Origin of the sequence: Cutibacterium namnetense (assembly GCF_001642025.1) — a bacterium.
Lineage (GTDB): Bacteria > Actinomycetota > Actinomycetes > Propionibacteriales > Propionibacteriaceae > Cutibacterium > Cutibacterium namnetense.
Genome location: NZ_LWHO01000002.1, coordinates 91,150 through 109,950, shown reverse-complemented (window position 1 = coordinate 109,950; position 18,801 = coordinate 91,150). Strand labels below are relative to the sequence as shown.

Below are 18,801 nucleotides of genomic sequence, written 5' to 3'. Positions count from 1 at the left end.
CCAACGTGCTCATGGCTTGACAAAGCCGTACTCCCTGAGCACTTTCTGCCCTTCAGGTCCGGTCACCTCTGCCACGAAAAGATCAGACCCCTTCTTGTTTCCAGAATCGTTCATCACCGCAATCGAATAGCGGTTGACCACGGCATCGGATTCTGGGAAGTCGACTCGAGCCACTGCCGACCCAGCGACCTGCGCGTCGGTGCGGTAAACCAATCCAGCATCAGCCTGACCTGACGTGACCTTGCCCAGCACGCTTGTCACCGAGTTCTCCTCGCTGACCGGGTTGAGGCCAACCCCAGCTTTCTTGAGGACCCTCTTGGTCGCCCCGCCACAGGGAACTTGTTCCGCACAGACAACTACTGACACGTTCGGCTTTACTAAATCCGATAAGGATGAGATCCCATGAGGGTTTCCCGGGGCAGTAACGATGGCTAAATGGTTCGCTGCAAACAACTTCGGTTTTTCTGCACCCACCAACCCAGCTCTGAGGACCTTATCCATATTGGCCTCATCTGCGGAGGCGAAAACATCACCCTTCGCACCAGCAGACAGCTGGCTCACCAATTCCGAAGAGCCCGCGAAGACAAGCACCACTTTGAGGCCCGGATGCGTGGATTCCAGTTGCTTGCCAATCCTGGTGAACGGAGAAGTCAGTGACGCTGCCGCGTACACGTTAATCTGGCCTGTGGGGCCTGACGACCCCGACATCGTGCCGGGAGCGCCTGGCTTTGCTGACTGCTGGCCTACGGAGGCACACCCGGTCATGATAAGTGCGCCAACAGCGACAGCACACGTCACGATCCTGCCTCGACCAGATCGATTCCTCATAACGCTGCTCATGAATGAGTCTTGCCGGTGTGGCCGGCGGTCTCGATCACGACGTTGGTGGATTTCACCACTGTCACAGCACGACTTCCTATTTCCAAACCCAGGTCGTTGCGAGGCAGCCAGAGCGACCTTTATGGGCAGGTAGGACGTCAGCCGCCACGAGCCTCCGCGCTGAGTCTTCGCTGACACCGATGGGGGCAGCAACTTCACTGATCCGATACGTGACCACAAACGTATTGAAGCACGCAACTGCGGCGTTTCCCGCCAGAGAACCACGCAATTGCAAATCCAGGCAGCACGGATCCTGCTACTGGCGGTGTCCCCCGGGTTCAGCCCCTGGCACTACGCATCGTTGCCGTCATAGTCAGGCAGAGGATGAGCACGGCGGGGACCGCGTGCAAGGTTCCCAGGCCGTGGCTAGATCCATTGACGGCAATAAGCACCCCGGAGACGAGCTCAATGATGACAAGCACAGCGCAGAGAATGTCCCAGCCGCTACGACGTCCCCAGCGAACCACCAGGAAGACAATCGCGAGCACCATTCCGATTCCCATAATGGCCTGCTGAGCAACCCAGCCAGCGAGAGGTCCATCCCCGGCACCGCGCACGAACATCGCCCAGCCCATACAACGGGTCAGAGACCCGGAACCGGCCACCTGCACAGCGAAGAAGTGGCCAACAATGAGGAAAGCAACAGCTCCGATCCCAAGCTTGGTCCGCCCACTCCAGATCCACGGCGACCGAGGCTTACACGCGACAAAGTAAGCCCGCCACATGGCTCCCATCGAGATAATCGCGGCAAGCAGGTCGAAAGAGGCTTCAACCGAGTTAATCCCCCACTTGATAGTCATCATGCCGAACACGCCAGACGTCAACGCCCCCAACAGAGCCACGATGGGGAGGGCAACCAGCAGCTTGTCGGCATGTCGGTACACCATGCCGACGATGATGCTGGCAACCGCAAGCAGACCTATCGAGGCCGAAATGACGCGATGGATGAACTCGACCCACGGCTGGGTGGCGTCCAACGGGGTGAGACGACCGACATAACAGCCGGGCCAGTTTGGGCACGATGCCGAGGCATCAGTGGCACACACCGTCGATCCCAGCGCCAAGGTGACAGTGATGACAACGGCAGTGACAGCGAAGAGAACCACGCCTCCTTTTGGTACGGCATTCCTGGTTGCGACGGTGCTAGTCATGACATTCCTCGATGGTGGTGGTCGCCGTTAGTCGGCCCCAATTGCCGACGGCTTGGACTGTCCGATACTGCCACCACCGTCAGGTGTACCCGACGGTAGGCCCCTCAAAACAGATCAGACCTCGAAAGCCTTCGCCCTCATGAACGGCATATCGGACACCATTTCACGGGCTTGCGCGGCCACCTTGTGCTCAGCGAGCACCTCATAGTGGGTAGCCACGACTTGTTGGACAGAGTTGAAGTCCCGCTCTCCACCACTCATCGAGTACGTAATAGCGGCAGTGATCATGCCGATAACCACACCGACGATGAGCCCAGTCAACAACAGAGAGAAAACAGCCTCACCCGTAGTGAAAAACATCATCATGAGGCCAACCAGAAGACCCATCCCGATTCCTGACACCGCTCCCTGGCTGAGCACCGACCCCCAAGTGCGACGTCCGGTAACGCGCTCCATCGTCTTGAGGTCAGTCCCGACGATGCAGAGGTTTTCAACCGGGAATTCTTTATCGGACAGGTGGTCGACAACCTTCTGGGCGGTCGCGTAGTCATCAACCACGACGACTGACTGCGGGTACTCCAGATTGAACATGGCACTCGCCCTGCCCGGAATTACACCTAGCGTCATGGCTTCCTCCTTGATATGGCCATCAGTCTACGGGTAGACGCCGACAACTGCCTGCTCTCGTACTGCAGCGTCAATGTTTGTCGTCCGGGTAGATTGTGCGGGGTGAACAGGTCCCAATCGATATTCATCTCTCGGATCCGCGGCCTTCCCGTCATGGATGCCAGCGGCGACCAGGTCGGCAAGGTCAGAGATGTCGTCGTCCAGATGCGCACTCCAGGGCGTGCCCCGCTGGTGCGTGGGCTCGTCGTCGAGCTATTCGCCCGTCGACGGATCTTCATCCCAATGGTCCGAGTGCACGCTATTGACGCGCTCCAGATCATGATCTCGGGAACTGTCAACACCCGGGTGTTCTCCCGCAGAGTCTCCGAGACCCTCGTCATCGAGGACCTCTTCGACCGCACCTTCAGCCGCAATGGCACGCAAGTATGGGTCATGGACGTCTCGATGGCCCCCGTACGCAGCCGCGAGTGGGAAATTAACGAGGTGGCCCTCGCTGAATCTGGGCACAGCCGGTTCATTCGCAAGGCTCCCAGTAACCCGACCATCGTCGACTGGCGCGAAGTCCCTTCCCTCGTACTCGCCTCCCGCCAGTCCACCGAGCGAACTATCGCCGAGATGCATGAGATGAAGCCGGCGGACATGGCCCGGGAACTTCATGACATGAACCCGCATCGCCGTGCGGAAGTCGCCATGGCCCTGGACGACGACCAGCTCGCCAACGCCATCGAGGAGCTTCCCGAGGACGAGCAGGTATCCCTCATCACTATCCTCGATCCCGACCGCGCCGCCGACATCCTCGAAGAGATGGATCCCGACGACGCCGCCGACCTCATCAAGGAACTCCCGGACACTACCGCCCACCAGTTGCTGGCACGCATGGAGCCCGACGACGCCGACGACGTCCGCTCTTTGATGGCCTATGCCGAGTTCACTTCGGGAGCCATGATGACCCCTGAACCCGTCATCGTTGCAGCCGACGCCACCGTCGCTGACGCCCTGGCCTTGGTACGTAACGAAGACATCACACCTGCCGAGGCATCCATGGTCTTCGTGTGCCGTCCCCCCACCGAAACCCCCACCGGCCGTTACCTGGGAGCAGTGCACGTACAACGACTGCTGCGCGAGCCTCCTTCGACGATGGTCTCGGCAATCATCGACTCTGATCTTGAACCTATCCACACCGATGCCCCGGTGGGGGCGGTGAGCCGCTACTTCGCTACCTATAACCTGGTCGTCGTTCCCGTCGTCAACGACGCGAACCAGCTGGTTGGGGCAGTAGCCGTTGACGACCTTCTCGACCATCTGCTGCCTACCGACTGGCGGGGAAACCAGATGGATGGCGAACTTGTGGAGGTGAACCATGGCTGACAGCGATCAGCGGCTGCATGACGCCAACCGCCTCGACATTCCGGGACCACGCAAAGTCAAACGCCCTCGAGTACAGCTGGACTCCGAGAAATTCGGACAGTTCGCTGAGGCCACTGCGCGATTCATGGGTACGGCAAAGTTCCTCGTCTATATGACGATCATTGTGTGCAGCTGGGTCATCTGGAATCTCGTAGCGATTTATAAATTGCGGTTTGACCCATACCCGTTCATCTTGCTCAACCTGTTCTTCTCTACTCAGGCTTCTTACTCAGCCCCCCTTATTTTGCTGGCACAGAACCGTCAAGAGGACCGGGATCGGGTATCGATGGCTGAGGATCGTCGGGTCGCCGCCCAGTCCCGTGCCGACATGGAGTTCCTGGCTCGGGAGGTAGCATCCATCCGAATGCAGATAGGCGAGTTGGCCACCCGCGACTATTTGCGCTCGGAGCTACGCGACGAGTTGCGCTCCCTGTTCGAAGAGATCGAAGCCGCCCCGGTTCGCGATGGGCGAGTTGTCGCATCGGGCCAACGGTGTGTAGACAAGTCAGCATGAGCACCGAGAACCCACTGGTTGGGGCCATTACTGACGCGTTGTCGCACGTCAATGACCCCGAGATCAAACGCCCCATCACCGATCTCGATATGGTCGATGAGATTACCGTCGACGAGCAGGGACGCGCTTTCGTTCGTGTTCTGCTGACCGTCGCCGGGTGTCCCCTCAAGACCGAGCTGCGTGAGCAGGTCACTGAGGCTGTGCGCGGCGTTGACGGGGTCACCAGTGTTTCCGTCGAACTCGGCACGATGACCGACGAGCAGCGCGACGCGCTGAAGGTCCAGCTGCGTGGCGGTGTCCCCGAGCGCGTCATTCCCTTTGCCCAGCCGGGAAACACCACCAAGGTCATCGCGGTTTCCTCGGGCAAGGGTGGCGTCGGCAAGTCCTCTGTCACCGTCAACCTGGCTTTGGGCCTAGCTCAGCTCGGTCGCGAGGTTGGTCTGTTGGACGCCGACATCTACGGCCACTCGATCCCCGACATGCTCGGCCTAGGTGAGGCTCGCCCCACTCCTCTCGATGACATGCTGCTTCCGGTGCCTGGACTTGGCATCAAGTCGATCAGCATCGGCATGATGAAGCCCAACAAGTCCGACGTCATCGCTTGGCGCGGACCGATCCTCGACCGGGCACTCACCCAGCTGCTGGCAGATGTTCACTGGGGCGATCTTGACTACCTCCTCATCGACCTTCCCCCTGGCACCGGTGACATCGCCATGAGCCTGGGACAGAAGCTGCCCAACGCGGAAGTTCTCGTCGTCACCACCCCACAGCAAGCTGCATCCGAAGTGGCCGAGCGTGCCGGCACGATGGCTGGAATCATGCAGCAGCGGGTGATGGGCGTGGTAGAGAACATGTCATGGCTGGAGGTCACCGCGCCAAAATCCCGCGAGACCTTCCGCGTCGATCTGTTCGGGACCGGTGGCGGCCAACAGGCTGCCGACGCGCTGTCGGAACGTTTGGGCACCACAATCCCGCTGCTCGGCCAGATCCCACTCGACGTCGAGCTACGCAGCGGCGGTGATAACGGCGACCCGATCGTCATCGCCCACCCAGACTCGCCCGCGGCCGCGGCCATCACCGAACTCGCCAGGACTATCGACGCGCGCCCTCGTGGTCTGGCCGGCATGAATCTGGGGGTTCAACCCGTCAGTCACTGATTGAATTGTAGTTACCGGCCCGCTGGGGCGACCCTCGTGTGCTGTATCTTTAGGCCATGTATCAGCATTCATGGCATTCTCCGGATGCACGACGACGAGGCGTCACCCGGTGGGCAGCCGCCCTCACTGCCGCTCTTACCGCCGCCTGCGTGGCACAGATGCCTGCGCAGGCCTCGCCCCATACCGGGGACGCCACTATCCACATCGCAACATCGAAGGCCATCACCGACGCCGGCCCCATTGGGCAGTCCGGCCGTTGGTACACCGACGGCCAGGGTCGCGCTGTTCTCACTGCCGGCGTCAACATGGTCTCTAAACGTCACCCATACCGCCCCGAAACTGACGGATTTGATGACGCTGACGCCGCTTGGCTGCAGAAGAACGGCTTTGACTCGGTGCGCCTGGGAGTTATCTGGAAGGGGGTCGAGCCCAAGCCTGGAGAGTACGATGACGCCTACCTGGCCAGTATCACCCGCACGGTCAGGACACTCCGCGCTCACGGCATAATGACCCTCTTGGACGCTCACCAGGACATGTACAACGAGAAGTTCCAGGGCGAGGGAGCCCCCGACTGGGCCGTCATCGACAAGGGGGCACCGAATCTGCTTAAGGTTGGCTTCCCCGCAAACCAGGTCTTCAATCTCGGACTCATCAAGGCTTACGACAGTTTCCTGGACAATGCCAAGGGCCCCGGCGGGGTGGGCCTGCAGGACCGTTACGCAGCCATGTGGAAGCACGTCGCGCAGGTCGTCGGGAAAGAACCCGGCGTCATGGGATACGACATCATCAACGAACCTTGGCCGGGCCATCACTACCCCGTCTGCTACGTTGCCCTCGGCTGGTGCGGCCTGGCGATGGTGTCCTTGGACACCTTGTACGAGAAGGTTGGCAGGGCCATCACCTCGGTCGACCCCAACGGCATCGTCACCTACGAGCCCTACTCAACATGGAACACGGGGCTCGACAGCCGCCCAGCCCGCCCATCTTCACCGAAGGCTGCCATTTCTTGGCACGTCTACTGCCCCATGAACGCAATCTTCGGCTCCTACGTCGGATGCAATCGCCCCGACACCCGCACCTTCCGCAACGCTGACCAGGCAGCCCAGTTCAACAACTCGGCCTCCTTGCTCAGTGAATTCGGGGCCACCAAAGACGCCGGCACCCTCATGGGGGTCACCTCCAAGGCCCGCGCCCACCTAGTCGGCTGGCTGTACTGGACTTACGGCGGAAACTCCGACCCGACAACCCAGAATGCTGCGGACCAGGAACTCGTCCGTGACATCAACCGTCCGGGACCCGTAACTGACGAACAGGTGGACTGCACCAAGCTCGCCATTCTGGCGGTACCGCACCTGCGCGCCGCGGCGGGAACCCCGACCTCGACGACCTGGGATCAGTCCACCCGGACGTACCAGGCCACGTGGACAGCTAAACGTGTCGCCGGCGACGGGGACTTCGCAGCAGGATCCGTCTCCGAGATCGCCGTCCCGACTGTCCACTACCCCCATGGTTACAAGGTCGAGGTGAAAGGTGGCAAGGTCATCTCCAAGGCCGGGGACACACGCCTGCAGATCAGCTCCACCGGAGAAGGCTCGGTGAGCGTCACCATCACCCCTGCCGGTCAGGCCTGAGCCATTTGCGAGCCCATGACTGACGCTCCTTGATAAAACGTGACGGCGGTGGGCCACCCAGCATTGGGTGGCCCACCGCCGTCACAGACAGGTCATCATGCCAGGAATCGCATCAGGTGGCCTCGGGATCAAAGGGGACGGGGGCGGCCTCGTCATGAACAACTGGGGAGGACGTCGAAGCGGGGGTTTCCGGAAGTCCCTCGGAGTTACGAATGTCGGCCAAGCCCAAGTCAAGATCGGAGCGGACGTCGGACAAGTCCGCCTTAATCTCGTCAATGTCGTCTTGCAGGCTGTCCAGGACGTACTTGCGCACAAAGTTCTGCGGCTTGAGATCCTGGTAATCCAGATCAGCGAACTGCGGACCCAGCTCACTGCGGAGCTGATCGCGCGTGTTGTTCGCGATGTTCTTGAGGTAGTGGTAAATGCGCGCCGCTTTGCGGGCCATCTCGGGCAGCTTGTCCGGCCCAAACATGAGCACAGCAATGATGATGAGTACCGCGATTTCCGCTGGACCTGCTGTGGACATGGCCTTTACCCTACCCCTGACTTCGACCTCCCAATGTCACACCGGGATTGTCACAGCTGAGTGCGATCCAATACATCGAAGAAGGTTTCGGCCTGCTCAGGAGTCGGCATCGTCTGGGGGGGACGCACCTTGCCGACGTCAAACCCCTGGTGGGCCAACCCCGCCTTAACCATGGTGGCTCCCTGGGCTGCAAAAACACCGGTGAGCACTGGCATGATCTCCCGGTAGGTCGACAACGCCTCGTCAATTCGACCGTCACTATATGCGTCGATAACCTCGTGCATACGTCGCCCGGTGAAATGGGTTGACGTCCCGACCAGGCCAACTCCACCCACTGACAGCAAAGCTGGAGTGATGGCATCGTCACCGGAGTAATAGGCCAAGGTAGTGTTCGCCATCACCGTCGCTGACTCGACGACCAGCCCCTTGGCGTCTTTGACAGCCACAATACGTGGGTGATCGGCCAGTTCAATGAGAGTCTTCGTCTCAATCGGAGTACCGGTGCGTCCCGGAATGTCGTAGAGCATAATCGGCAGGTCGGTGGCATCCGCGACAGCGGTGAAGTGCTCAATAATCCCAGCCTGGGAGGGTTTGGAGTAGTAGGGGGTGACGACAAGTAGACCATCAGCCCCAGCTTCAGCAGCCTGGTGAGCTAGTTCAATGGTGCGAGCGGTGTCATTGGTTCCGACTCCGGCAACAACCGCAGCATCCGATCCAACAGCCTCGACGACGGCCTGAACAATGTGAGCCTTCTCAACATCAGTGGTGGTCGGCGATTCCCCCGTCGTGCCGTTGACAACGATGCCGTCATTGTCCTGCTCCGCAACGAGCTTATGCGCCAACTCGCCAACCCGACGCAGATCCACCGCCCCTTCGGACGTCATCGGAGTCACCATGGCTGTTAGCAGACGGCCAAAAACGGGAGCGGACATGCGGGACCTCCTGGTATAGCTGCTGCCCATGGTAGCCAAAACAAGAGAGCTGGACGACGATGACGTGAACCACGGCTGGTCGTCGTTCTTCCACAACTGGGCGTGACGTCGAGCCGACGCACCAATTCGACAGCAGCTAGGCTGTGAGTGTGAGTCCAGCCCAGCCCAGACATCAAGTTCCCGACGACCGGTCGTGGGAGTACGCCGACGGCTTCATCGCACCCTCCCCGGCCCTACAAGCGGCCCGCGAAGCAGCCCGCGCTGATCAGTGGAAGGTGCTCGGCAATGGCACCACCGCCTTGCTGACCTTCTTGGCACGCACCATGCAGGCCGGTAGCGCCGTCACTATCGGCACTGACGCCGGTGTCTCAGCGCTGGCCCTCCTGGAGGGGATGACCGATCACGGTGTCTTGACCGGCATCGACCCTGACGCCGAGCGTCAGGCTGCCGCCCGTAAGGTTCTGAGCCTGGCCCGTATCCGCTCTAACCAGGTGCGCCTCATCACCGGGACTCCGTTGGATGTGCTGCCTAAGCTGCGCGACGGCGCCTACGACATCGTACTCATCAATGGCGACCGACTTGAGTACGTCGAATACGTTTCCCAAGCCCTGCGTTTGCTGCGCGTCGGGGGCGTTGTCGTCGTTAATGACGCGTTGGCCAATAACCACATCGCTGACCCGGACAATGAGGACGACGACACCCTCATCATCCGCGAGACCCTCGACTCGGTGCTGGAGACCGAGGAATTCACCCCGGTGCTGCTACCCGTTGGTGAAGGCTTGCTGCTGGCTACGAAGGGTTGAGTCTGCCCCTTCTGACGCACGACGAAACAAAGCGGCTCCCCCGGAAACGAGGAGCCGCTTTGCGCGCCCTAGGGGGATCGCCCGATCAGTAAGGAACCGTGATTCCCTTTCCGACCACCGTTACACCAGCTGGAGAGACGGTAAATCCCCGAGCACGGTCGTGATCATGGTCGACCCCCACTTGAGCCCCATCAGGAACAATGACGTTCTTGTCAAGAATGGCTCGATGAACCGTCGCGTTAGAACCAATCGTCACATTATTCATCACGATTGACTCATCAACACGGGCCCACCTTTCAATGCGGGCCCGGGGGCCCAAAACCGTGCGGTAGATGTCGGTGCCGGAGATGATGCACCCGGCAGAGACCAGGCTGTCATCACAGGACCCGCGCATCACGAACTTGGCACCAGGTGCCTGCTCTTGCATAGTCCAGATGGGCCAGTCATGGCTATACAGGTTGAACTCCGGCTCAACCGAGACCAGATCCATGTGCGCGTCGTGGTAGGCGTCGATGGTACCCACGTCCCGCCAATAGTCGGCATCTTTCTCGGTGTTGCCGGGAACCTCGTTGTCGCGGAAGTCGTACACCTGCGCGTCAGCAGCCTTGACGAACCTCGGAATAATGTCGCCACCCATGTCGTGCCGCGAGTCGATGCTGTGGGCGTCGTCGTGCAGGGCCTGCACCAGGGCCTCACGGCTGAAGATGTAGTTCCCCATTGAGGCGAATGACTCGTCGGGAGCATCCGGCAGGCCAGGCGGATCAGTCGGTTTTTCAAGGAACTCGGTGATCATATGGTTCTGGTCAGCATCGATAATTCCGAAGGCAGAAGCATCCTTGCGAGGTACTCGGATACCGGCGACCGTGCATCCCAACCCGGAGTCGATGTGGTACTGCAACATGGCGTCGACGTCCATCCGGTAGATGTTGTCAGCACCGAAGACCACGACATAGTCAGGGTTCTGGTCGTTGATGAGGTTGAGAGACTGGTAGATGGCATCAGCACTTCCCTGGTACCACCGCGGTCCAAGACGCTGCTGAGCCGGAACCGGGGTCACATAGGAACCGAGCATGGTCGACATCCGCCAGGTGATGGAGATGTGGCGGTCGAGCGAGTGGGACTTGTATTGCGTTAGCACAGCGATCTGGGTAAGTCCGGAGTTCGCCAGGTTGGACAGCACAAAGTCAATAAGCCGGTAGGTACCACCGAAGGGAACGGCTGGTTTGGCTCGGTCCATTGTGAGGGGCATGAGGCGTTTGCCTTCGCCGCCGGCGAGGACGATGGATAGAACCTTGGGGCGCGTCTTTGCCATGGCCCTCAATCTACCGTCACCGACCGCCCACGTGGGCAATCACCATAAGGTCAGCCACACAATGTCGACGAGAGTTCTTGGTCTGTTGACGACAACGCAACGCTGCTGCCCCATCGCGGCCGTCTTTGTGGGACGATCAGGCCATGTACGTGTCCGTCTTGACCCGCGAATACCCTCCTACTATCTATGGCGGCGCCGGCGTCCACGTCGCGCAACTCGTCCCCCAACTTCGCACTCTCATTGACGTCGATGTGCAGTGCATGGGACAGCCGCGTGAAGGGGCCACCGCCCACGCCGAGAACTACCCGGATGGTGCCAACGGGGCGCTGCGGGCCTTCGGTGCAGACCTATCCATAGTCGATGCCATTCCAGAAGATGTCGACCTCGTCCATTCCCATACGTGGTATGCCAATCTCGCTGGTTTGCTAGCCGGTGTCTTTCATGACATCCCGCACGTCATCAGCGCTCACTCGCTGGAGCCTGACCGTCCGTGGAAGGCAGAGCAGCTCGGCGGCGGTTACCGACTGTCGTCCTGGGCGGAGAAAACCGCCTACGACGCCGCAGACGCCATCATCGCGGTTTCTGAAGGCATGCGGACCGACGTGCTGCGGACCTATCCCGAATTAGATCCTGGCAAGGTGCATGTGGTGCGCAATGGGGTCGACACCGATGAGTTCCACCCCGTCACCGAGACCGATGTGTGCCGTGACATCGGGATGGACCCTGACCGACCCTCGGTGGTCTTCGTCGGGCGCATCACACGCCAGAAAGGATTGGTCCACCTGGTGCATGCGGCTGCTGAACTTGACCCTGAGACCCAGCTCGTTCTACTAGCCGGTGCCCCAGATACCCCAGAGATCGGAGAAGAGTTCACATCCGCTTTCGAGGAGGTTTGTTCCAGTCGCCGAGCACCGGTTATCTGGGTGCCGCAGATGCTCCCCCGCCCATCGGTTCGCCAGGTGCTCTCTGCTGCTACGGTCTTTGCCTGCCCTTCGGTCTATGAGCCGCTGGGCATTGTGAATCTGGAGGCCATGGCCTGCGCTACGCCGGTAGTGGCATCTCGGGTTGGCGGTATTCCGGAGGTTGTCGTCGACGGATCTACCGGGCATCTCGTTGCCGGGGTCCCAACCGAGTCGTCAACCCCGGAAGATGTCGCAGCCTTCGAATCTGCTTTCGCAGCTGCTATCAATGACCTCACCCGAGACCCAGAACGCGCCAAGGCCCTCGGGACCGCTGGTCGTCAGCGCTGCATTGACGAGTTCTCCTGGGCTCGAATCGCCGAGCAAACCGTCAAGGTTTACAAGGACGCGATTGAGTGTCACGGCTGACAGCTCACTTTGCACAGCCGTGCCCGGCTCATTCGAGCCGGGCACGATCGTCAGTCATCTGCGTCAGCCGACGACGTCCTTGAGGCACGCGAACAGTTCTTGGGCTTCGTCTGGGTTGAGTTCAACAACCAGCCGACCGCCACCTTCGACTGGAACGCGCATGATGATGCCACGGCCCTCCTTCGCGACCTCCATGGGACCGTCACCGGTACGGGGCTTCATAGCTGCCATGTCACTCTTCCTCAATCACTGGGCAGTGGTGCATCTTCTATTATTCCGTATCTGGGTCGTTAGCGTCAGGGATGGGCTGGCCGGTCCTCGTGAGATTGGGCCCCTGGCCGGCCTCCATCTGGGCAGCCAGACGCTCGAGGAGCTGATCCACCTGACACATTGAGTAACCCCGTGGCACCACTGCGAAGCGAGCCGAACGCAGGCTCTCCGCATCCAGGTCGCCCTCAGGCAGATCTGGGACCGGGCGGTCATCTACGACCGCCGGGACCTGTCCAAATTTCCCGGCCCCCGCCATAACGGCGAGCCCGATGACGATGATGACGACAGCAGCAAGCAACCATGCCATGTCAGATCTCCCAACAACAGAATTGGACGACGACCTCGGTCAGGTCATCGGTGATGCGGACACGACCGAGATTCGCCTGGTTGTCACACCCTCCAGCGAATTGCCGTGCGCTCACCGGGACCCACCTTCCGATGTCAACCACGTGTGCAGCGCCCGGTGACACTCGTCTAGTGAACCGAGCCGACAGCACTCATCCGCCTGGTGTGCGCACAGCGCATTTCCTGGCCCGAAATTGACCGCAGGTATTCCAAGTTGTCCGAAACGGGCGACGTCCGTCCAGCCATACTTAGGACCCGGTTCCCCGCCCACCGCGGCAACGAAAGACTTCGCCAACGGGCGGTCGAGTCCTGGTCTGGCGGGAGCTGACAAGTCCAGAATGGTCATCGGCCATTCATCGAACAGGTCCTCCATGTACTGCCGGGCTTGTTCGGTCGTCTTGTCGGGGGCGTACCGATAATTGATCTGAATGGTGGCGTTAGGTGGGATGACGTTACCCGCCACACCGGCTTCTACCATCGTCGCGTTGAGGCCTTCATGGAAGGTCAGCCCGTCGACCTCGACGAACGGATCCCGTTCTTGCCAGCGGTTGAGGCGTTCCAGGACGGCCCCCAGATCGTGGATCGCATTGTGCCCGACCCACGAACGAGCTGAATGGGCTGCCCGCCCCGCCACCTCAAGAGTGAAACGCATAGTTCCCTGACAACCGCCCTCCACCCGGCTATCTGTGGGCTCCATAAGAATGGCGAAGTCCCCATCGAGGAGGTCAGGACGCTGAGAGGCGATTCTCTCTAAGCCGTTGTACTCGGCCGCGATCTCCTCACACTCATAGAATGCCCATGTAACGTCCCTGGCCGGCCTCTCAAGACTCGCAGCCAAGGCGAGCGCGACAGCGATACCACCTTTCATGTCGCACGTGCCCCGGCCCACGAGATAGTCCCCGTCAGAGCGCCGCTCAACGCGAGACGGCAGGTTCTCAACGACCGGAACGGTGTCGAGGTGGCCAGCAATGACGACCCGCTCGGAACGCCCAAGGTGAGTACGGGCAACGACGGAGTTGCCGAGTCTTGTCACCTCAAGATGTTTATACGGCGCCAACGCCTCCTCCACTGCATCGGCAATAGGTGCCTCGTGCATAGATACCGACTCGATGTCGACGAGCCGACGAAAGAGCTCGTGCAGGTCGCCCGTGGGCTTCAAGTCCATGGCAGACACCTTACCAGCGCCGCTACGGAGCAGTCTGCGGAAGATGCGCGAACAACGGCCCAAAGATTGATATGATAAATACATGTGACACATTGCAGATTGCAACATCACAAGGTGACAAAATGGCTCAACAAATGACGGCAAAAGGTCATCACCGACGCCAAAAACTCATCCAATCAGCGGCTTCACTGTTAAGCAGTGGCGGCCCCAGAGCTGTCACTATGAGAGCTGCAGCACGTCTGGCAGATCTCTCACCTTCTTCCACCGTATATTATTTCGATGACCGCGAAGAGCTCCTGGCCGAAGCCGCCAAACTCAATATCCGAGCGTGGGCTCACATCGCTGAAGCGATTGCGGACGAGGCTGAAAATCATCACCCCGAAACGGGGACCGACGAAGTGATCGAATATCTGATTCGAGCAATGATCTCACGCCCAGCTCCTCTTCTGGGGCACTATCTCGAGCTCATCTCAGCAGGGGACAACGAAACCATCTCCACCGCTTATCGCGCCGGACGCGGACGGCTGGACAATGCAATATCACGCATTCTCGCCGTCGCTAAAATCCCCTATCCAGCAGAACTCGTGATCGCCGTTATCGACGGCGGAATCGTCACAGCGCTATCCGAGGGACGCGATCCCCATGCAACCGTCGAAACCCTCCTTCGCCAGCTGATCAGTCTGCCGGCATACGAGCCTGGCCCCGATTCCATAGGTCCAGCTCCGCCTCATTCGACCGAAGAGGAGTCCACTAAGCGCTAGGCGACCTCGCTGAGGTCACGGCCCGTGTGTTCGTGCGATGCGACCATGGCACACAGCGAAAGGAGCGAGACTGCCGCGAGGTACCACGCCGGTGCCAGGCGCGAACCAGACACCCCGATAACCCAAGTGCAGACGGCGGATGCCGTACCCCCGAACACGGCGTTCGCCAGATTCTGGCTCACCGCAAAACCGGTGTATCGAAGTTCCGTGGGAAAAGACTCAGCCAAGTAACTGGCCATCGTGCCGTCGTTGGCAGTGAGGAACAGGCACAGCGCCCCTTCTGCAAGGCATGCCTTCCACAGCTGCCCAGTCCCCATGACCATGAACAGGGGAACAGAAAAGAGGACGAAGCCCACACTAGCCGCAACTAACATGCGCTTTCGCCCAATACGGTCAGAAAGCCATCCCATCGCAAAGATCGCCAGCAGGTAGAACAAAAGGCTGATATTCACCGAGAGGAAGGACTCGCGAGAATTGAAACCTAGTTCATTCGACAAATACGTCGGCAGGTAGGTGAGAACGAGATAGAAACCCACCGCATTGAGCGATGCAACTCCAATGCTCACCACTAAAGACCGCTGGTGACCACACAAGAGCATCTTCAATGGCCTGAGTCCGACGGATGTCCCCGTTTCGGCCTCACTAAGCTCCTGGTACACCGGAGAATCCTCAAGCTCGAGCCACACGTGACGAGCCCATAGCCCCAATGGCCCGGCCGCCAGGAAAGGCAACCGCCATCCCCATGCCTCCACCGCGCCCTGTGGCAAACAACCTTCGATCATCGCAGCGCTAAGGGATCCCATGAGCAGACCCGCCGCCGTCGAGGCCGGGACGATAGATACGTAGCACCCTCGACGACCGGCAGGTGCGTACTCGGCCAAGAACGTGGCCGCCCCGGCATACTCCCCCGATGCAGAAAATCCTTGGACCATCCGGCATACCAGCAGCCCGATAGGCGCGAACGCTCCCGCCACAGCGAACGACGGCAAACAACCAATGAGGAAAGAAGCTACAGCCATCATGAGGATGGAGACTGAAAGAGACCACCTACGACCGTATTTGTCCCCCCAACACCCCCATAGCACCGCTCCTATCGGACGAAGAAGGAAAGACAGGGCAAATATGGCGAAGGTCTGGATAAGAGCACCCCTACTTGTCCCCTGAGGGAAGAACACTCTGGAGATTGTCACTGCCAAATATGAGTACGTGGCATAGTCGAACCATTCCACGAAATTCCCCAGAAACGAGGCAACAACGACCTTCCTGACGACTCCAGAGTGGTCCTCCGACATCAGCACTGCCCCACTTCAGCCACAGTCAGGGACACTTCGCTCGCCCTCCGGCAGCCGCTCACGACCGAACAACTCGAAGACAACAGGACCCGCTCCTCCTAGCAGGATCAAGGCCCCGCCAATCGAACTGGTCAAGGTAAGCGACTCGCCCCACACGAGCCACCCCAGCAGGAGTGCTATCACACATTCCCAGTAGGCGGTCGTGGCGAGCTCCACCGCTTTCAGGTTCTTTCCCGCAACAACCAACAGACCGATGGCACCCAGGCCACATACGACAAATAAGACGATCGCCCACAACCAATTTCTTCCGGTCATGACAGTCACTGGATTCGTCTGGTCCAAGAACATAATCCTCAGCGCTAACACTACGGACGCACCTACCGTACCAAAAACGAAATTCCAAAATCCTCGCACTTCCGAAGAAACGTCGCCTCTGTAGCGATAGAAAAATAGCGCCAGGCCGTAAAAAACACCCGAGCCCAATCCGAACAGATCCCCAAGAGGTTTTCTAGGGAGACCCTCTACAGCACCAAGTTGCAGCCCGAAAGATACCACTGAGCCACCGCCCAGCCGCACCAAGCCGACAGTAAAGAGCATGCCCGTGAAGACCAGCGAGAAGAAAATACCGTTTCGAAGCCCGACTCTCTCCTTCAGAAAAATCCTTGCCAGAATCGTCGCAAACAGCGGTCCAGTATAAATAAGAAAAACTGCGTTAGCGATCGTGGTCATAAGGGTGGCCGAAACATACAAGGCCAAAGATGCCCCTATCGCCAGCCCACCTCCGATGATGGCCGGTGAGATTCGAACGCGACGAAGCTCAGACCATTTTTCAAGCGCCACGATGATGAGGAGGAATCCCAGAACCCCGACCATCATCCTACCGGCGGCCAAAAAATCACCGATGATGTACTTACTTCCCGTCGCGGGATCCACCGGAGTACTCAAACGCCCGAAGGCACCCACCAGCCCCATGCCCGTTGCAGATAAAATCATGGACACGAATCCTAATTTCTGGTTCATCGTGCCGATAGCTGGAATTTCCTGTTCAACATTGATGATGCCCGGCTCCATGCTCATGACATACTCCTCTTTCTAGGGGTGATGCTGCCATATCAGGGCCGGCGGCCCGGTAACGAACAACGCAAGTTCCATACCGAGCCGCCGAGACCCATCAGTCATGGCATGACCACGGGTTCCTCACACCAAGGTCGGATCATCGACCTGCTTCGGGAAGTAATCCTCACAGGTACCTTCGCGATACACATCAGCCGTGGCGCAGTGGAGGCCTCCACCAAATGGGTACGCGTCACGGAACGCAACCGGAATCACGTTCATGCCCAGCTTGTCCATCTGCTCCATCTGATGAACTTCCGAAGCCTCACAGATGACCGTCTTCGGATCGAGTACCAAGCAGTTCATCGACAGCCACACAGACGAGTAGCACAATTCCGGAGGCGTGTCGTGCGCCGGCTGAGCAGCCTCAACGATCTGCCAGTCGTTGGCCTCGAAAATCTTCCTCTGCTCCTGCGGCAGCGGACGATGTGGGTTGTTAATGATGAGCCCCGGACGAAGCGGCACAAAGGTCGCGTCGATATGGATGGGGTACGGATCTCCAGGGAAATTCACCGCATGGACGCGGAAATCGGGGTAGTAACGCTTAAACCATTCCATTGACTTCCGGTTTGTCGTAAGACCGTGCTGGATGAAGAGATCCTTGCCCATTCGCATGACGTCGGCCGCATCCCACATAGGCTCGACCTCGGTCGTCACGAAATCCTTAGCCGCAGTGCGCTCCAGACGCTCCTCAAGCGAAACCTGCTCGTCATAGTAGTTGTGCTTGTAGCTCTTGTCGGTAAGGCGCGGGCGTGGAGCCTGTGTCCACTTGAATTCCGGATCGTCCTCAAAATAGGAGTTCATGAGAGGCCAGTAAGCCAAGTATTCGAAATACCGGCAGCGGAAGGAATTGGCCGAAGCCATAATCTCGCTGCCAATTGTGAGAAGAATATCCCGAGGAGGCATACACGTCATCATCGAGTCGTTGCGGAAATCGGGAGTTCCAATAGCTTGATTCCACTGGAGCGGAGTCGGACGATCAACCTGCACTCCATGCTTCTCGAGAACATCGACGAGGTTGTCGAGCTGGGCATTTGCCTTCTCAACGGTCTCGAGCGGACGCAGCCCCCACATCCCCCGCATGGCAGAATCCACCGGAACCTTCTCAGAGGTTGCCGGTTCCTCTGGCGGGATGACGGAGTTATCTGCACGTCCGACAATGACTCGTTTCAACGGATCCCAGTCGTTCCATGAATTGACAATCTTGGTCATCATTGATCCTTTCCTTGTTTTCCCATTGGTCGGCGCGATCATCTTGAGGGCGCACTCACCGCCGTCTTTGTCGGGTCGCCTATGCGTCGCGCAAACCTCTCGAGACCACGTTGGTCACTCACTGATGAAAGAACGGAACTGCCAATACCTACGCTCGTTGGCGCCGGAGACACCTCAGTAAGCCGGGCACGTACCGGCCAGTCACAATCGGGAACTGCGGACTGCTGCATGTTCATCGATCTCTCCTGCCTCACCGTTGAGGAACCATCCCGACGATCTCAACGGTAGCGCAAAGTAATACATGCGTACAAGACCTAGGCACAGATGTCCTAGCCCCGTTTCGCCCCACCGTCTTGTCGGCGCGGCTGGTTAGACT

General features: G+C 59.4%; 19 protein-coding genes and 1 pseudogene. 8 read left to right on the top strand and 12 right to left on the bottom strand.

Features of this window, described 5'->3' with window-relative positions:
* Positions 1-9: 9 nt before the first annotated feature.
* The 3 genes from modA to A5483_RS03285 form a co-directional block, all read right to left on the bottom strand.
* Complete coding sequence (modA, locus tag A5483_RS03295) at positions 10-798, bottom strand: molybdate ABC transporter substrate-binding protein (protein ID WP_233500900.1); 789 nt, start codon at positions 796-798, stop codon at positions 10-12.
* 359 nt (positions 799-1,157) lie between these two features.
* Positions 1,158-2,030, bottom strand: a complete 873-nt coding sequence (locus A5483_RS03290; protein ID WP_042842853.1) for a COX15/CtaA family protein — start codon at positions 2,028-2,030, stop codon at positions 1,158-1,160.
* Positions 2,031-2,144: 114 nt separating this feature from the next.
* On the bottom strand, positions 2,145-2,657 hold the full coding sequence (locus A5483_RS03285) for a YflT domain-containing protein (protein ID WP_002549326.1): 513 nt from the start codon (positions 2,655-2,657) through the stop codon (positions 2,145-2,147).
* Between the two features lie 102 nt (positions 2,658-2,759).
* On the opposite strand from A5483_RS03285, the gene A5483_RS03280 reads away from it, so the two are divergent.
* The 4 genes from A5483_RS03280 to A5483_RS03265 all read left to right on the top strand — a co-directional run bounded on the left by A5483_RS03280 (position 2,760) and on the right by A5483_RS03265 (position 7,366).
* Positions 2,760-4,025 carry a magnesium transporter MgtE N-terminal domain-containing protein gene (locus tag A5483_RS03280; RefSeq protein ID WP_002549434.1) on the top strand — a complete coding sequence of 422 codons (1,266 nt, stop codon included), beginning with the start codon at positions 2,760-2,762 and terminating at the stop codon, positions 4,023-4,025.
* Entirely contained in the window at positions 4,018-4,578 is a 561-nt protein-coding gene (locus A5483_RS03275) for a DUF1003 domain-containing protein (RefSeq protein ID WP_002549373.1), read from the top strand. The genes A5483_RS03280 and A5483_RS03275 overlap by 8 nt, the downstream gene beginning before the upstream one ends.
* A complete protein-coding gene (locus tag A5483_RS03270; RefSeq protein WP_063811016.1) occupies positions 4,575-5,735 on the top strand; it encodes an Mrp/NBP35 family ATP-binding protein in 1,161 nt (386 codons plus the stop codon). Before A5483_RS03275 ends, A5483_RS03270 begins: the two co-directional genes overlap by 4 nt.
* A gap of 149 nt (positions 5,736-5,884) precedes the next feature.
* Positions 5,885-7,366: a cellulase family glycosylhydrolase gene (locus A5483_RS03265; RefSeq protein WP_063811046.1), complete on the top strand. Its 1,482-nt coding sequence runs from the start codon at positions 5,885-5,887 to the stop codon at positions 7,364-7,366.
* 112 nt (positions 7,367-7,478) lie between these two features.
* Here the strand turns inward: A5483_RS03265 and A5483_RS03260 are convergent, their stop codons facing one another.
* Entirely contained in the window at positions 7,479-7,892 is a 414-nt protein-coding gene (locus tag A5483_RS03260) for a sec-independent translocase (protein ID WP_063811015.1), read from the bottom strand.
* A gap of 50 nt (positions 7,893-7,942) precedes the next feature.
* A complete protein-coding gene (dapA, locus tag A5483_RS03255; protein ID WP_063811014.1) occupies positions 7,943-8,824 on the bottom strand; it encodes a 4-hydroxy-tetrahydrodipicolinate synthase in 882 nt (293 codons plus the stop codon).
* A gap of 149 nt (positions 8,825-8,973) precedes the next feature.
* On the opposite strand from dapA, the gene A5483_RS03250 reads away from it, so the two are divergent.
* Positions 8,974-9,627 (top strand): O-methyltransferase, encoded by a 654-nt coding sequence (locus A5483_RS03250; protein WP_002549388.1) that lies wholly within the window; start codon positions 8,974-8,976, stop codon positions 9,625-9,627.
* An 85-nt stretch (positions 9,628-9,712) separates the two neighbouring features.
* Here the strand turns inward: A5483_RS03250 and glgC are convergent, their stop codons facing one another.
* Entirely contained in the window at positions 9,713-10,939 is a 1,227-nt protein-coding gene (glgC, locus tag A5483_RS03245; RefSeq protein WP_002549341.1) for a glucose-1-phosphate adenylyltransferase, read from the bottom strand.
* 143 nt (positions 10,940-11,082) lie between these two features.
* On the opposite strand from glgC, the gene glgA reads away from it, so the two are divergent.
* On the top strand, positions 11,083-12,267 hold the full coding sequence (gene glgA / locus A5483_RS03240; protein ID WP_002549413.1) for a glycogen synthase: 1,185 nt from the start codon (positions 11,083-11,085) through the stop codon (positions 12,265-12,267).
* A gap of 63 nt (positions 12,268-12,330) precedes the next feature.
* On the opposite strand, the gene A5483_RS03235 is transcribed toward glgA, so the two are convergent.
* The 3 genes from A5483_RS03235 to dapE all read right to left on the bottom strand — a co-directional run bounded on the left by A5483_RS03235 (position 12,331) and on the right by dapE (position 14,047).
* Positions 12,331-12,498 carry a DUF3117 domain-containing protein gene (locus A5483_RS03235; protein ID WP_002549329.1) on the bottom strand — a complete coding sequence of 56 codons (168 nt, stop codon included), beginning with the start codon at positions 12,496-12,498 and terminating at the stop codon, positions 12,331-12,333.
* A 40-nt stretch (positions 12,499-12,538) separates the two neighbouring features.
* Positions 12,539-12,844 (bottom strand): DivIVA domain-containing protein, encoded by a 306-nt coding sequence (locus A5483_RS03230; RefSeq protein ID WP_002549356.1) that lies wholly within the window; start codon positions 12,842-12,844, stop codon positions 12,539-12,541.
* 111 nt (positions 12,845-12,955) lie between these two features.
* Positions 12,956-14,047, bottom strand: a complete 1,092-nt coding sequence (dapE, locus tag A5483_RS03225; RefSeq protein ID WP_063811013.1) for a succinyl-diaminopimelate desuccinylase — start codon at positions 14,045-14,047, stop codon at positions 12,956-12,958.
* A gap of 122 nt (positions 14,048-14,169) precedes the next feature.
* Between dapE and A5483_RS03220 the strand changes: the two genes are divergently transcribed.
* On the top strand, positions 14,170-14,808 hold the full coding sequence (locus tag A5483_RS03220; RefSeq protein WP_002549303.1) for a TetR/AcrR family transcriptional regulator: 639 nt from the start codon (positions 14,170-14,172) through the stop codon (positions 14,806-14,808).
* On the opposite strand, the gene A5483_RS03215 is transcribed toward A5483_RS03220, so the two are convergent.
* The 3 genes from A5483_RS03215 to A5483_RS03205 all read right to left on the bottom strand — a co-directional run bounded on the left by A5483_RS03215 (position 14,805) and on the right by A5483_RS03205 (position 18,428).
* On the bottom strand, positions 14,805-16,100 hold the full coding sequence (locus A5483_RS03215) for an MFS transporter (RefSeq protein WP_063811045.1): 1,296 nt from the start codon (positions 16,098-16,100) through the stop codon (positions 14,805-14,807). The genes A5483_RS03220 and A5483_RS03215 overlap by 4 nt on opposite strands.
* 15 nt (positions 16,101-16,115) lie before the next feature.
* Positions 16,116-17,177 carry a DMT family transporter gene (locus A5483_RS03210; RefSeq protein WP_063811012.1) on the bottom strand — a complete coding sequence of 354 codons (1,062 nt, stop codon included), beginning with the start codon at positions 17,175-17,177 and terminating at the stop codon, positions 16,116-16,118.
* A 120-nt stretch (positions 17,178-17,297) separates the two neighbouring features.
* Positions 17,298-18,428, bottom strand: a complete 1,131-nt coding sequence (locus tag A5483_RS03205) for a serine/threonine protein kinase (protein ID WP_193790430.1) — start codon at positions 18,426-18,428, stop codon at positions 17,298-17,300.
* On the opposite strand from A5483_RS03205, the pseudogene A5483_RS12095 reads away from it, so the two are divergent.
* Positions 18,418-18,713: pseudogene (locus A5483_RS12095) on the top strand (hypothetical protein). The gene A5483_RS03205 and the pseudogene A5483_RS12095 overlap by 11 nt on opposite strands.
* Positions 18,714-18,801 lie beyond the last annotated feature (88 nt).

What these genes read in the sequence shown, in the direction of transcription:
- A5483_RS03270 (WP_063811016.1), top strand. Translation starts at nt 4,575, where the DNA reads ATGAGCACCGAGAACCCACTGGTTGGGGCCATTACTGACGCGTTGTCG.
- A5483_RS03275 (WP_002549373.1), top strand. Translation starts at nt 4,018, where the DNA reads ATGGCTGACAGCGATCAGCGGCTGCATGACGCCAACCGCCTCGACATT.
- A5483_RS03230 (WP_002549356.1), bottom strand. Translation starts at nt 12,844, where the DNA reads ATGGCATGGTTGCTTGCTGCTGTCGTCATCATCGTCATCGGGCTCGCC.
- glgC (WP_002549341.1), bottom strand. Translation starts at nt 10,939, where the DNA reads ATGGCAAAGACGCGCCCCAAGGTTCTATCCATCGTCCTCGCCGGCGGC.
- A5483_RS03205 (WP_193790430.1), bottom strand. Translation starts at nt 18,428, where the DNA reads ATGATGACCAAGATTGTCAATTCATGGAACGACTGGGATCCGTTGAAA.
- dapA (WP_063811014.1), bottom strand. Translation starts at nt 8,824, where the DNA reads ATGTCCGCTCCCGTTTTTGGCCGTCTGCTAACAGCCATGGTGACTCCG.
- A5483_RS03210 (WP_063811012.1), bottom strand. Translation starts at nt 17,177, where the DNA reads ATGAGCATGGAGCCGGGCATCATCAATGTTGAACAGGAAATTCCAGCT.
- glgA (WP_002549413.1), top strand. Translation starts at nt 11,083, where the DNA reads ATGTACGTGTCCGTCTTGACCCGCGAATACCCTCCTACTATCTATGGC.
- A5483_RS03235 (WP_002549329.1), bottom strand. Translation starts at nt 12,498, where the DNA reads ATGGCAGCTATGAAGCCCCGTACCGGTGACGGTCCCATGGAGGTCGCG.
- A5483_RS03260 (WP_063811015.1), bottom strand. Translation starts at nt 7,892, where the DNA reads ATGTCCACAGCAGGTCCAGCGGAAATCGCGGTACTCATCATCATTGCT.
- A5483_RS03215 (WP_063811045.1), bottom strand. Translation starts at nt 16,100, where the DNA reads ATGTCGGAGGACCACTCTGGAGTCGTCAGGAAGGTCGTTGTTGCCTCG.
- A5483_RS03285 (WP_002549326.1), bottom strand. Translation starts at nt 2,657, where the DNA reads ATGACGCTAGGTGTAATTCCGGGCAGGGCGAGTGCCATGTTCAATCTG.
- A5483_RS03290 (WP_042842853.1), bottom strand. Translation starts at nt 2,030, where the DNA reads ATGACTAGCACCGTCGCAACCAGGAATGCCGTACCAAAAGGAGGCGTG.
- dapE (WP_063811013.1), bottom strand. Translation starts at nt 14,047, where the DNA reads ATGGACTTGAAGCCCACGGGCGACCTGCACGAGCTCTTTCGTCGGCTC.
- A5483_RS03220 (WP_002549303.1), top strand. Translation starts at nt 14,170, where the DNA reads ATGGCTCAACAAATGACGGCAAAAGGTCATCACCGACGCCAAAAACTC.